Origin of the sequence: Aurantiacibacter luteus (genome assembly GCF_001010945.1) — a bacterium.
Lineage (GTDB): Bacteria > Pseudomonadota > Alphaproteobacteria > Sphingomonadales > Sphingomonadaceae > Alteraurantiacibacter > Alteraurantiacibacter luteus.
The window spans coordinates 183,242-196,459 of the sequence record NZ_LBHB01000002.1 but is presented as its reverse complement, the minus strand read 5'-3'; the positions used below and the strand labels follow the sequence as shown (position 1 = coordinate 196,459).

Below are 13,218 nucleotides of genomic sequence, written 5' to 3'. Positions count from 1 at the left end.
AGGCGCGGGCTTGCAGCATTGTTCGCGCACCGATGGGGGTGAGGACGCCGCTCCGTGACCCCTTTCGCCTTGCCCCGCCAGCCCTGCGCGCTAGGCTGGCCAGTGAAGCAACAAGGGGGAGTTTCGCGATGGGTCCTGTCCTGCTGGCGATAGTGGTGCTGGTAGTGGTGTTCGTGGTGATGGCGGTGAAGACCGTGCGCCAAGGCTATGTCTATACCGTCGAACGCTTCGGCAAATACACCAAGGCCGCCGATCCGGGCCTCCTCGTCATCATGCCCTTTTTCGACCGCATCGGGCAGAAGGTGAACATGATGGAGCAGGTGCTCGACATCCCCGGGCAGGAAATCATCACCAAGGACAACGCCATGGTTGGCGTGGATGCGGTTGTGTTCTTCCAGGTGCTGGACGCGGGCAAGGCGGCCTACGAGGTCTCCAACCTTTATGCCGCGATCATGGCGCTGACGACGACCAACCTGAGGACGGTGATGGGCAGCATGGACCTCGACGAGACTCTGTCCAAGCGCGACGAGATCAATGCGCGGCTGCTCAGCGTGGTCGACCACGCCACCAGCCCGTGGGGGGTGAAGATCACCCGTGTCGAGATCAAGGACATCCGCCCGCCGCTCGACATTTCCGAGGCCATGGCGCGGCAGATGAAGGCCGAACGATTGAAGCGCGCCGAGATCCTCGATGCCGAGGGTGCGCGCGCCAGCGCCATCCTGCGCGCCGAGGGCGAAAAGCAGAGTGCCATCCTCGAGGCCGAGGGCCGGCGCGAGGCCGCCTTCCGCGATGCCGAGGCGCGCGAGCGCGAGGCCCAGGCCGAGGCCGAGGCAACGCGCGTCGTCTCCGATGCCATCGCAGCCTCGGGCACGCAGGCGCTCAACTACTTCGTGGCGCAGAAATACACCGAGGCCGTGGGCAAGTTCGCCACCAGCCCCAACGCCAAGACCATCCTGTTCCCGGTCGAGGCGACGCAGCTCATCGGCTCGCTGGGCGGCGTGGGCGAACTGGTGCGCGAGGCCATCGGCCCCGCCGGCGAAGCGGCCGCGCGCGGCGAGCGGCAGGGCTAGGCTGGTGGACTGGCTTTCCGGCATCGCCCCGCACTGGTTGTGGCTGGCGCTCGGGCTGCTTCTCGCTGCGGCGGAGATCGTCGCGCCCGGCGTCTTCCTCATCTGGCTCGGCGTGGCTGCGCTCGTCACCGGCGTGGTTGCTTGGGTGCTGCCCATCGGCGTGCCGATGCAGGTGCTGGCCTTTGCCGTGCTGTCGGTGGTGGCGGTCTACATCGGGCGCAATTACGTGCGCGCCAACCCCATCGCCGAGCCCGACCCCATGCTCAACCGCCGTGGCGCGCGGTTGGTGGGCGAGGTCGGCACCGCCGTCGTCGCCTTTTCCGGCGGAGAGGGCCGCATCAGGCTGGGCGACAGCGAATGGCTGGCCCGCGGCCCCGACTGCGCGCCGGGCGATCGCGTGCGCGTGACCGGCAGCGATGGCGCGATCCTGCTGGTGGAGCGGATGTCATCACCCTAATCAAACGGCGTGCCGATTGATGATGAGCCATTCGTCGTGGCCGCGCATCCGAAACGCGGGTTCGCAAAGGCAACCGTCCGCCCGCAGCGGGGTGCGTCTAGCGAGATGAGCCCGCGAGGGCGGGCTCCGAAAAAATCTAGACCGCCCGCTTCTCGCTGAACCGGCCGTGCTTGCGGTAGCGCACCATCCACTTGTCGATGAACAGCGAAAGCGGGCGAGGGGTGACGCCGAGCTCGTCGATCTGCGGCATGCCGGGCGTGGCCGTGCTGCCCTGTTCCAGCATGGCGTACTGGTCGGAATTGATGGGTGTCAGCGGCATTGCGGCGACCAGCTTGGCGAGCGGATCGGGCATCGCGAAGAAGCTGCGCTCGCGCCCCTGTGCCGCGCCGATCATCTCGTTGATCTCGATCATCGTCAGCGCCTCGGGCCCCGCGGCCTCGTAGGTCTTGCCGCCATGCGCGCCGGGGTTCTCCAAGGCGTTGGCGACGGCCTCGGCAAGGTCGTCCACCCACACCGGCTGCAACTTCGACTGCGCGCCGAATACCGGCAGCACGGGCAGCTTGGCGACGAGGTCGGCGAACATCGGCACGAAGCCGTCTTCCTCGCCGAACACCGCCGAGGGCCGGACGATCGTGGCCTGCGGAAAGGCCTCGCGCACCAGCGCCTCGCCTTCGCCCTTGGTGCGATAGTAGCCCGTCTCCTTGCTCGCATCGGCGCCGATGGCCGAGAGGTAGACAAAGCCCCGCGCGCCGGTCTCGCGCGCTGCCTCTGCCGCGATGCCGGGGCCGATCGCCTGCAGCGCCTTTTGGTCCGCGCCGAAGGTGCCGACTAGCCAGACCACCGCGTCCGCCCCGGCGACGCAGGCCGCGATGCTGCGCGCGTCCTTCGCGTTGCAGCGGGCGAACTGCAACTGGCCGAGGTTGGCGAGCGGCTTCAGGCGAAAGGCCTTTTCCGGCTCGCGCGCGGCAATTCGCACCCGCGCCCCGCGCGCCAGCAATTCCTGCGCCAAGTGCGAGCCGATGAACCCGCTGCCCCCGACGAGGACGACGAGCTTGTCGGCGAGCGGAGAGGGCTTGGTCATCGGCGAGGTCCTTGGCGTCGTGGTGGGGCGGGTCTTTCCCGTCGCCTTGGCACAACCCGCGCGTCCCCGGCAATGCCGCGCACAAGCCAAGGGCGCGATTTTCCTTCCGCCATGGCCACAACCCGCGTTGACTCGCGCCCAAGCCTGTCCTAATCGCGCGCCCCTACCCCGCGCCGGACTTCGAAGACCGGCGCGCTCCGGTGCCCAGATGGCGGAATTGGTAGACGCACCGTCTTCAGGTGGCGGCGCTCGCAAGGGCGTGGAGGTTCGAGTCCTCTTCTGGGCACCATTTGTTCTTCCGCCAAGGCTCGCGGGAGATTTTCAAACCTACTGAAATAGCGTATAAAATCGCCAGTGTTGACCGCTGGCGATCGCTGAAGATCGTTTTCGGCCTGGGGGCCTCGGGGGCCTTTCTTTCCCCGAGGCCCCCTTCGAAAACGGATCTTTACTCGCCACTTTTGGAGGTGAGGCCCCATGGCGCTATCTGACCTACAGGTGAAGCAAGCGAGCCCGCGCGAGCGTGACTGGAAAATTTCCGATGGCGGCGGCCTATACCTCTTGGTGCGGCCAAACGGCTCGAAGCTGTGGCGGATGAAGTATCGCCACTTCGGCAAGGAAAAGAAGTTGTCGTTCGGGAGCTATCCCGAGGTCGGGCTCAAAGAAGCGCGCTTGCGACGCGACGAGGCCCGCGTGGAGATCGGCCGCGGCGGCGATCCAGCACGGCGCAAACGCGAGGAAAGGATAGCCGCCTATATCCGCGCGGGTGACACGTTCGAATCCGTTGCCTTCGAATTTATCGCTAAGCGTGAGGCTGAGGGCCTGGCGATGGCGACGCTGGTCAAGTCGAATTGGCTCGCGAGCGTGCTGTGCAAGTCGATCGGCCATCGGCCTATCGCCGAGATCACGCCGCACGAGATGCTCGCCGTGCTGAAGAAGTACGAGCGCGATGGCACCTACGAGAAGGCGAAGCGCCTACGTAGCTTCGCCTCCCGCGTGTTCCGCTACGCCGTCTCCACGCTGCGCGCTGAGCACGACCCCTGCTCACCGCTCAGGGGAGCGCTGATCTCACCCAAGGCCAAACACTACGCGGCCATCACCGACCCGGTCGAACTTGGTGGATTGCTGCGGGCTATCGACGTGTACGAGGGCTATCCATCAACCCGCTTCGCGCTCCAAATCTCGCCCCACGTGTTCGTGCGCCCGGGTGAGCTGCGACACGCAGAATGGGACGAAGTGGATTGGGAGGCCGCGGTATGGCGCATCCCAGCTGGCAAGATGAAGTCGCGTCGTCCGCACGCTGTGCCACTATCGCGGCAAGTAGTTGCCATTCTCGAGGAGGCGCGAGGGATCAACGGCGGGTCTCGGTATATCTTCCGCTCGCTCCATGCCCGCGGCCGCCCGATGAGCGAGAACACGGTCAACGGTGCGCTTAGGCGCATGGGTTACACGGGGGACGAGATGACCGCGCACGGCTTGCGAGCCACCGCTTCGACTTTGCTTAACGAGTCAGGGCTATGGAGCCACGACGCGATCGAACGCGCATTGGCCCACCAGGACTCTAACGTGGTCCGCGGCATCTACCATCGGGGCCAGCACTGGGAAGAGCGCGTGCAGATGGCGCAGTGGTGGAGCGATTACCTCGATGCGCTGAAGAGAGGCCCCGAGAGGAGCAGAGAAGCGCATGCCAATGTGGCACAGGTCCATAGTAGACTTCTGGGGTGACGGTCTCGAAGAGGCGGTGCAGGTCGATTTCGACATCCAGATGGGCAATGTCGAGGGTCTCGCGGAGTATATTCGCAGGAACGAGGGTTGGGTCCATCCGGTCGCAGGGGAGACAATCTTGCAGTTACTCGACGGCACCCATCGAACGCACCGATTAAAATGGAGACGCAGCCCGAAGCTGAACCCTAAGCAGATGCCCCTGCGCGAGACAGTTAAGCGCGACTATGAATTGGCCAAGGAGGTCGCGCGCAAAGGTGGATTTCGCCGTGGCATGTATGCGCGAGTATGCCACGAGGTTGGCCAGAACCAATCGCCCAAAATGTCGGGAAAAACGGTCGAGAAGTTGGTGCGACCGCATCGAAAGGACCAGCGTTTCGCTGATCTGACCAAGTATCTTGAACAGAGAGCGAGGCGAAAGTGACTTTCTGAGCGCCCTCAGAAAGGCGCGGAATACCCTTTGAGCATCGTCGCTTTTGCGCACACATAAACTTCCCGGTCCACCACGAACGGGAGCATCCCACCATGCACGACACCGGCCGCTTGGCCTACTCCATCAAGGAAACCTGCAACCTCTTAGGCCTCGGAAAAACCCGGGTCTACGAACTCTGCAATTCCGGCGACCTGAAGGTGAAGCGCATCGGACGCCGCACGCTTGTGCTGGCGGACTCGATCCGCGCCCTGATCGCCGCTGCCGACTAATCAGCGCACATAGCTGGCCCGTCGTGATCGGCGGGCGCTCGTTGCCATGACCCGTCGATACGATCCTCGCCGTGCACTGCCACACCTGAGCTACACTCGGGAGCAGCTTGCTGAGACATTTGATGTCGCTCTTACGACCATTTGGTCGTGGATGAAGAAAGGCCTGCGGCCGATCGACGAGCGACGGCCCTACCTGTTCGCGGGTGGTGACGTCCGCAAATTCCTGAAGGACCATAACAAGCCCCGCCAGCCCACAGGCTTTGGCGAGATCTTCTGCGTTGCCTGCAAGCGGCCGACCGAGCCTGCCGGGGCCGTGGCCGATTTTTTTCCTCTCAGCCCGACCAACGGCAACATCGTTGGCCGTTGCCCGAAGTGCTCGCGGCGCATCTTCCAGCGAATTCGCAAAAACGAGATTGCCCGCAAGTTTAGCAACCTCACGGTTCGCTACGAAGACGCCGACGTACCTGTATGCGCTGAAGCTGAGCCTCTTCGTACCGAGCCTTCTGACGAGGAGGGGTCGTGATGCGCGTCAATCCCGACAACGAGCGCATCAAGCGCCGATACTTCCACGAGCTTCGCGAAGCAAACGGCCTGGCGGAGGTCACCATTGATCACGCTGCCCGAGCGATTGCAGATTTTGAGCGTTTCACCGACTGGGCCGACTTCAAGCGCTTCCGCGCGAGCGACGCTAGCGGCTATCGCAAGCACTTGTTGGCAGCAGGTGGCAAGCGCAAGAGCCAGCTGAGCAACCGCTCCACCGTCCGTACCAAGCTCGTGCAGGTGCAGAAGTTCTTCACATGGCTGTCGAAGCAGCCCGGCTTCAAATCGCGGATCAGCTACGCGGACCCGAAGTACTTCAACCTCTCGAATCGTGACAAGCGGATCGCCGCTCAACGACCGCTCAAGCCGGCCCCGACGCCCGAACAGGTGCGCCACGTAGTTTTGTCGACACCGTCCGGCACGGACATCGAGTTGCGCAACCGCGCGCTCATCGCCCTGATTCTTTTGACCGGCATCAGGGTCACGGCAGCGATTACGCTCAAGCTTAAGCATGTCCGCCCCGATGACAGCATTTTCCAAGACGCAAACGAGGTCAGGACCAAGTTCGCTAAGATGCAGACGACCTACTTTTTCCCAGTCGGCACCGACATTCGGGAGATTTTCGAGGCCTATGTCAGCCACCTACGGACGAACCTGTTGTGGGGAGAGGACGATCCGCTCTTCCCGAGCACCCGACAGGCGCTTGACGAGCAGCGCTCCCTGAAGCCGGTCGGCTTGTCGAAAGAACACTGGAAGACGTCGCACCCCGTGCGCCAGATCTTCAAGCGGACGTTCGAGGCCGCCGGAGTTCCGTACCACACGCCGCATTCGCTCAGGCGGACCCTTGCCCGACTGGGCGAGCGGGTATGCCGGACGCCCGAAGAGCTGAAAGCGTGGTCGCAAAACCTCGGCCACGACGAGTTGATGACGACCTTCGGCTACGGCGCAGTGCCGCTGCAGCAGCAGGCGGACATTCTCGCCCGGCTCAAGGCTGATCCGCCCGCGGACGAAACATCGGATCTCCGCCAGTTTGAGGAAATGCTCAGCAAGCCGGGCATCCAAGCCTTCATCAACGCAATAAACAAGGAGAAGTAAACATGCCGATTGAACCCAATCTCGTCCACCGGATTCCTCCCTTTGACGCCGATGGCCTGAAGCGCCTGGCAGAAGACTTGATCGCAGAAGTTGTGGCCGATCTCAGCATGTCGGAAGTCTGTTCCTCGTGTGCAGCACTCGTTTCGTCCCTCGGCGCGGAGCTCCACTTGCAGGCTCCCCGAATGATCGCCGAGCGTTCTTCCGAGAAGGTCTTGGATCATCTGGGCGGACACATCGTCATCATCGACGTGCCCCTCGACGATCCCGACAGCCTCGCGTCATTGATCAACCCGCCCGACATTGCCGAACCGGTCTATTTCGAAAAAGGCGTCACCAAGGATAGCCTGACCGTTACAGGGCGCTTTCCTGGATGCTCCGAGGGCGAAGCATTCGGCCAAATGAGCCAGGCGATCTCCCAGTACCAGGCCAACATCGACAAGTTGGCCCAGCAAATCGAGCGCTACAACGCAGCCTTGCCTTACTTGATTTCAGGCAAGATCCACGACCGGGTTGATGAGCTTTCCGAACTCACCCGTCCCGATGACGTGGAAGCCGACTGCCCGCCGACGAAGGACGAAATCAAGGCCGTGATGGATGAGCTGGTGGAAGAGGGCAAGCTTACCGCGGTTCAAGAGGTCAACGCGGAGACCGGCGAGCTGCAGACCCGCTATTACTCTGCGCGCCACGCCCCGAAGGCGAACTAACGGGAATTCCGAAGGCGATGAGGGGCTCTGGTGGGGGCCCCTCTCGGCATCCACGAGACTTTTCGGTCGCGAGCGCCGGTCCCTCAACAGGACGCCAAGTGATATCATGTTAAACCAGGTTCGAGCCTGAGGGGGGTGAATGGAAAGAGCCAGCCGCAACTGGCAAACATCTTATCCGATGGATGGCCAGCCGAACCGAAATTTTCCGATATAGTACATGCGGTGCAGGTACTTCAGATCGGCTTCCCAGTCAGCCACTGCCGCAGAGTAATCTGCCGTCCTGTTGCGCTTCGCGTTTCGTGCGAACCGCGCCAGCTCATTGGCAAGGCGCTCGAGCCGTGGTGCACTGCCTGGCAGTCCCCATTTCTTCACGTAGTCGGGGCTATTCACTGGCGGGAGCACCGAGCTGAATACGGCATCGAGAATCTCCCGCCGTGAATGATCTGCCAGCCCTTTGGTCCTTCCTACCTCGTACCCCATGTATTTGAGCACGCCTTCCTGGTTCCACGTATCGAAGCGCTGAGAACGGTCTCCGAGATCGGCCTGTGTGCTTGGCCAATCGAAATAGTCAGGGTCTGAGAGGGCTAATTTGCAGCGGCGCTCCCATTCAAAAAGGACCGCAGCACGAAATTTACGCGCGGCTTGTCGTTTTCCTTTGCTCGCATCTCCTAGCAGGCGGAGGCAGTTGAGCCATTGCCCTTGAAGTTCTTGCATCGTGCGCTGGGGTAATGCCTCGACCAGGGCATCGACCCGGATGACCAGCTTGGGAGGTTCAGGTTTCTGAGATGGCTTAGGCGCGCTCGGCTTGCTCGGATCAGGCCTTCTTGGCCTTACATCTCGATAGGGTGGGGGTCTTTTTGTTCCAGCAGCGGTGAGGTTCTGGGCTTTGGGAAGCGAACTCCTAAAGCTCTGACTTGATGTAGAGGTCTTAGCCTTCTTCGGCTTCTTGGAACCCTTTCCACTTTGCCTGGGCATGGTCTTGTCCGGAGCTGGTTTCGCTGGCTCAGCCTTACGAGATCTAGCTTCCTGGCGGACGGGTGAAGGGCGCGTGACTCCAAGTCGCGTGACTTCGAGTTCGAGCAGCTTCGCGAACGGGTTCTTTGGAGGATCGGGCTGCCTGACCACCTTTAACTCACCGGGGGATCATAACTGCACTGGCCGATAGATCTTGCCCGGTTCGATCAGGCTGGGCGAAGCGACGCCGCCGTCCCTATTCGACATGCGCAGTCGATATCCCTTCTCCAACCAACCGAGCAGGTCGGTGGGATCGGTGATGTAAACATAGTCCTTTTCGAATCGTGTCATCGAGACGACGTAGCTGCCGTCTCGGTGCTTGTGCGGAAAGAGCAGCGTTCCGGCCCGAGGGCCGCGCGTCACAAATGCGTGTAGACCGGCACTCTTGTCAGCGCTCATTCGTTTCCCTCTTCATTGGCATCGATGGCGAAAGAGACCGGCGGCCATCGTGCTTCTGCATGGCATCAACGACCTCCTTGAGATTGCACGGATGTAGAACTGCGCGAAACGATTTCCGAGTAGTTGGCGGTGTGAAAGCTCAGCCTTTCTGGGACGAAATGAAGGATCCAGCGCATCCAGGTTTGCCACGCCCTATTTGCGTCTGCAGCGCCTCGTTCGGAGAGTAAATCCCGCATCTCTCCGAAGCGACGCGAGGTGATCACAAACTTGTCGATGGCTCGAAATTCCGGGTGCTGGAGCAGAGCGAGGCCGACCCACCTCTTGAACTGTTCCTCGAATAAGCCCGCGGGCGGATCTAGGGCTGCGAGATCCAACGCCGCTGCGTCACGGGCCGCCGTTGAAAGATCCTGATCGTCACCGGCATAAAGCATGAAGAGATTCTCCGGAAAGCGGAGAACCGGCCGCCAATCTCCCCGATCTTCGAAAAGATCGATCTCGTCAGATGAGGGAGGGCGCGGCGCCCGAGGGAATGCCTCTAGCGCTGCGACAAAGCTCTCGTGCAGAGCTGAATCGACCTTCGTACTCCGATCGAACAGCGCCCCTTCGAATGCTTCGCGCGGCGAGTAACATTCACCCATATCGTGGAGAATTTCCAAGTTGGCGTTTGGACGCCAGCCAAGGGCCGAGTTCGTGAGATTGGCTGAGCCAATCGCGACGCGGTCGTCGGCGCGATAGTATTTGGCGTGCAACGTCGGCTGGAGCCAGAGCTCGGCATTCCCACGCTCTACGACGCTGTTCCAAACTTCGAGATCGCTTACGCCCATGGCGATCTCATCAATGCGCCATCGGGTCACAACGCGAACGACGCAAGACACCGGGATCGCGGCAAGAAGCCGGTCCAATGTATCGCGCTTGATGTAAGGAGCCGCCAGAAGACATTCTTGGCGAGCTCCTCTTACGATCTCGACGAGTTCATCGCCGAGCGAGTTCATTTTAGTTATCCTTCGCTACGAAGGAACTGCCGGGCGAGACGGCCCCAATCGAGGCGGGTTTCCTGCGCCCGCTCGCGCCGCATCCCATCTGGCTGTTCGTCCTCATACCGAGCCCAGGCCATCAGTAGCAGCTTTAGGCCGTCTTCCGCAGAATGTAGACGTGCCCGGAGCCCCTCTGCTGTTTCGTCGGGATCTTCGCGCTCTAGGACCTCGACCAATGAGTCGTACGCTGGATGGGAGGTGTTCAAGGTGATGATGATGGAGCCCCCTTTCTGCTTCACAGAGAAAAAGGCTGGAGACTCTAAGTCGGCTTCTGCAAAAACGTATTTTAAGCCATCGGAAATAGTGCGCGCAGCTAGTTCCTTCGCAGCGTCTTCCGACATTCCTTGGCTCTCGAGCTCATGCTCGATTTCGTCCTTCCTCTGATCCTGAGGAAGATTTTCGTCGTCATCGCTCTGGCCGTAGTGGCCTTCGTCCTTACGCTGGTTAGTGACGTCGGTCGCCCGGCTCTCTGGCGAGTTGGGATCCGCATGCCGCTTACGCGTGCGGCGGTCCTCGGTCGCTGTTTGCGCCCTCAGGAGACGCTGAAGCACGCTCTTGGTTTTTTTGATCTGGTTGGCGATTTCGAGAAGCGGCGCGCGGGGATCATCTTCTTCTTCTAGTTCCTCCCGAAGCTCAGCTAGACTCCGGCCGCCAAGTAGTTCGTCCAGATCCAAATTCGCGAACTCGGAGAAATTGTGGGCGTGCTGCTTGTTGTTTGTCACTCCGAAGATCTCATCCAGCGCGGGGGGGAATTCAACTTCGATGCCCCACCACCGATCGCGGGGTTCAGATGCGTCCGACCAAGCCTCGTCCAGCTCCAGCTCTCGATCGGCCCGCACAATGGACAGTCCGGTATTGCGAGCCGCATGCCTGCCGTAGTCACGGCTACCTGGACTATGGCCCTTGCGCGCCTCTTCTTTTGCGAGAGAATACCTGATCTTCACTTCGTGTTCTTGACCGCGGAAGCTGACCATGTGGGTCACTTCTTCTTCTCCCCAGAGAGCGAACATGGCTTCGTCGTGCCAGGGGGCCGGCGTCGAAGTGCCAGTCATTAGATATCCGGGATCATTGGGCTTCACGTACTGCTCGGTGGCGATCGACCGCGGATTCGCCTCGTCGAAGGCGACAAACCGAATGCTGACGCGTCCATCGGCCAAAAATCGGCGGTACATCCGGCCGATCACAAGTTCGCTGTTTCCGAAGAGGGCCGTGGCCGTACGCCACATCATCCGATCGAGCTCGGACCAGACGACAAGCGTGCCGCTCTCACTCCACGCCTTTCCGACCTGCCTCCACAAATCAGGCACCTTCGCGTGGGTGGGCTCCGGAACATCGATCATCGTCTGCGCCGCAATCTCATCGAGATCGAGGTAGGAGTAGAGTGCGTTCTCGATGCCATCCTGCCAGGTCCAAACTTCGACGCGCTGACACTGCGAAATGGAGGAGGCTGGAAGCCCCATGCCGAACCGGCCGATGCCGTTTTGCATGGCTGGATCGAGGCGAGTTCCGTTGCCGAATTGGAGCGCCATCCGCAATGTCTCGGCATCCATTCCTTGAGCATCGTCGAGAACAGCGATCTGGTGCATCCGACGACGCTGCCTCTGCGCGAGCTGGGTGGTCCGCTCTGCACAGAGCAACTCCACGTGTTTCGCTCCTGCTTGAATGGAGTTGTCCATCAACTCTGCAAGAGCATAGGCCGCGTTTTTATAGCCATTGTCACGCATAGCTTTCACAGCCAGATGCGTCGGTACGATAGAAAAGCTCATTGTGACCCCCAAACATCTTCCCAATTCAAGAATGCATCACCGACGTCGCCAAATCCAGGGAGGGCACTGTCCACCACGGTGACAATCTCGGCGGTGGCGTTGCCCCCCGCCTGCGGCCCGCGGATGGCACGACCCACCATCTGGCTATAGAGAACAAGCGAAGTCGTCGGGCGCGCAATGACAGCTGCACTGGTCTGCGGCGCATCGAAGCCGGTCGTGAGCACACCAAAATTACAGACGACTTTTGGCTCTGCAGCTTGATCTTTGAACTCGTCCAATATGACCTGCCTCTCGGATCCGGGAGTGGCGCCGGTAACTGATCTCGCCCAGAGCCCCTGCGCGCGGAGCACATAAGCAAGAAGATCGGAGTGCTCGACAGTTGTTGCGAACACGATAACCCGGCGGTGGCGCTTCACTAGATCCCTGATCTCGGAAAGGATCACCAGGTTACGGATTTCGTCCTCGGCCAAACGCTCCAAAATCTGTCTGGGGACCTCCAGATCTTGTTCGATTCGCTGTTGGTCTTGATCGCTCAGCGCAAACCCTGAATCGTGAAGGACCGGACGAAATGTTGCGTTGGCGAGGTAACCTTGGTCAACAAGATATTCGACCGGATTATCATAGCCCTCGATCTCTAGGACCACCTTCTGCCGCGCAAAGAAGCGGGCCACCTTCTCATCTTGGTCGATGTCGTTCCAAGTTCGCCCCGGCGTAGCGCTAAGGCCCAACAATGAGGCTTGGGGGTATGGCTCAACCAGCGCGTCCAAGATGAGCTGGTATGTTTGCGCAATCGCCTGATGCGCCTCATCCATGATCACGAGGCCTGAGTACTTACCCAATTTGCCTATCGCCGAGAGATTACTGCGCACGAGGGCATTCATTTTGGGAAGCCCGGCAACGATGAAGTCGCCTGCGATATCATCTGGTTCGAGGGAACGGCTTCCCCAGAAGCGCCGAACGTTGACTTCGTGGCTGCCCAGATTGCCCCAAGCTTTTTCAAACTCACTCGCAGCTTGTTCGCAAAGCTCTTCGCTATGTGCGAGCCAAATCACCGCGCGATCAGGGAACTCCCGCAGCTGCTCGGCAATGACGTTCATCGCTGTGCGTGTCTTGCCGGCCCCGGTAGGCATGTGGAGGAGCACACGTCTAGCGCCTGATCGCAGCTTCTGGATCGTGCGCCGAGCGGCCTTCGCCTGATGGCTGAAGAGCGGGTATAGAGGCCGCGCCTGGCGCGCCGCCTCTACTTCGACTGGAGCTTCTTGCTGGTGAAGCGGGAGTTCGAAGAATTCGAGCAGCGCGGCAAATCGCTCCCCCCGAAATTTGGACTGGGTGAGCTGCTCGTATGGATCGGCGTCGTCGAGCCCGAGCAACTGGCACAGGCGCCTCGCCTCATCGGGGCGAAGCAGTTCGAGTAACGCCTTCCGCGACGGGGCGCTTGCTAGGAGCTCTTGCGCCTTCGTTTGGCCTAACAGCAGCTCACGTTGCTTAGCTTGCGAAAATCCATTTGGGTCGAGAGCGCGAAGCAATCGGAGAGCCTTGTAACCGAGAAGCTCCTGAAGAACCTCATCGTCCGCTCGTGTGAGGAACGCGTCAAATTGCATCGAGTGTTCGACTGGGTTGCGCAAACCGACAACGGC

14 protein-coding genes and 1 tRNA gene are annotated in these 13,218 nt (G+C 61.0%); 9 read left to right on the top strand and 6 right to left on the bottom strand.

Annotated features, from left to right (window positions below):
* The first annotated feature begins 128 nt into the window (after positions 1–128).
* Entirely contained in the window at positions 129–1,070 is a 942-nt protein-coding gene (locus tag AAW00_RS07290; protein WP_047003732.1) for an SPFH domain-containing protein, read from the top strand.
* Between the two features lie 4 nt (positions 1,071–1,074).
* A complete protein-coding gene (locus tag AAW00_RS07285; RefSeq protein WP_338151456.1) occupies positions 1,075–1,527 on the top strand; it encodes an NfeD family protein in 453 nt (150 codons plus the stop codon).
* Positions 1,528–1,663: 136 nt separating this feature from the next.
* Here AAW00_RS07285 and AAW00_RS07280 read toward each other — a convergent pair whose 3' ends face one another.
* Positions 1,664–2,608 (bottom strand): complex I NDUFA9 subunit family protein, encoded by a 945-nt coding sequence (locus AAW00_RS07280; RefSeq protein ID WP_047003731.1) that lies wholly within the window; start codon positions 2,606–2,608, stop codon positions 1,664–1,666.
* Between the two features lie 202 nt (positions 2,609–2,810).
* Here AAW00_RS07280 and AAW00_RS07275 point away from each other — a divergent pair.
* From AAW00_RS07275 to AAW00_RS07255, 7 genes are all read left to right on the top strand, one after another.
* Positions 2,811–2,897: transfer RNA gene (locus AAW00_RS07275), tRNA-Leu, on the top strand.
* Between the two features lie 185 nt (positions 2,898–3,082).
* A complete protein-coding gene (locus AAW00_RS07270) occupies positions 3,083–4,330 on the top strand; it encodes a tyrosine-type recombinase/integrase (protein ID WP_047003730.1) in 1,248 nt (415 codons plus the stop codon).
* A gap of 16 nt (positions 4,331–4,346) precedes the next feature.
* Positions 4,347–4,751: a hypothetical protein gene (locus AAW00_RS14950; RefSeq protein ID WP_206539325.1), complete on the top strand. Its 405-nt coding sequence runs from the start codon at positions 4,347–4,349 to the stop codon at positions 4,749–4,751.
* A 101-nt stretch (positions 4,752–4,852) separates the two neighbouring features.
* Positions 4,853–5,029, top strand: a complete 177-nt coding sequence (locus AAW00_RS14620; RefSeq protein WP_082124982.1) for a helix-turn-helix domain-containing protein — start codon at positions 4,853–4,855, stop codon at positions 5,027–5,029.
* Positions 5,030–5,075: 46 nt separating this feature from the next.
* Positions 5,076–5,552 carry a hypothetical protein gene (locus tag AAW00_RS07265; protein ID WP_156170000.1) on the top strand — a complete coding sequence of 159 codons (477 nt, stop codon included), beginning with the start codon at positions 5,076–5,078 and terminating at the stop codon, positions 5,550–5,552.
* The gene (locus AAW00_RS07260) at positions 5,552–6,664 is read left to right on the top strand and encodes a tyrosine-type recombinase/integrase (RefSeq protein WP_047003728.1); all 1,113 of its coding nucleotides are present in this window, start codon (positions 5,552–5,554) and stop codon (positions 6,662–6,664) included. Before AAW00_RS07265 ends, AAW00_RS07260 begins: the two co-directional genes overlap by 1 nt.
* Positions 6,665–6,666: 2 nt before the next feature.
* Positions 6,667–7,368, top strand: coding sequence for an SDR family oxidoreductase (locus AAW00_RS07255; RefSeq protein ID WP_156169999.1), 702 nt, complete (start codon positions 6,667–6,669; stop codon positions 7,366–7,368).
* A 171-nt stretch (positions 7,369–7,539) separates the two neighbouring features.
* On the opposite strand, the gene AAW00_RS14945 is transcribed toward AAW00_RS07255, so the two are convergent.
* The 5 genes from AAW00_RS14945 to AAW00_RS07235 form a co-directional block, all read right to left on the bottom strand.
* Positions 7,540–8,082: a hypothetical protein gene (locus AAW00_RS14945; protein WP_156169998.1), complete on the bottom strand. Its 543-nt coding sequence runs from the start codon at positions 8,080–8,082 to the stop codon at positions 7,540–7,542.
* A 429-nt stretch (positions 8,083–8,511) separates the two neighbouring features.
* Positions 8,512–8,781: a hypothetical protein gene (locus tag AAW00_RS07250; protein ID WP_047003726.1), complete on the bottom strand. Its 270-nt coding sequence runs from the start codon at positions 8,779–8,781 to the stop codon at positions 8,512–8,514.
* 65 nt (positions 8,782–8,846) lie between these two features.
* On the bottom strand, positions 8,847–9,773 hold the full coding sequence (locus AAW00_RS14250; protein ID WP_052761828.1) for a phospholipase D family protein: 927 nt from the start codon (positions 9,771–9,773) through the stop codon (positions 8,847–8,849).
* A 5-nt stretch (positions 9,774–9,778) separates the two neighbouring features.
* On the bottom strand, positions 9,779–11,581 hold the full coding sequence (locus AAW00_RS07240; RefSeq protein ID WP_047003725.1) for an ATP-binding protein: 1,803 nt from the start codon (positions 11,579–11,581) through the stop codon (positions 9,779–9,781).
* Complete coding sequence (locus tag AAW00_RS07235; protein ID WP_047003724.1) at positions 11,578–13,182, bottom strand: DEAD/DEAH box helicase; 1,605 nt, start codon at positions 13,180–13,182, stop codon at positions 11,578–11,580. Before AAW00_RS07235 ends, AAW00_RS07240 begins: the two co-directional genes overlap by 4 nt.
* Between the last annotated feature and the right edge of the window lie 36 nt (positions 13,183–13,218).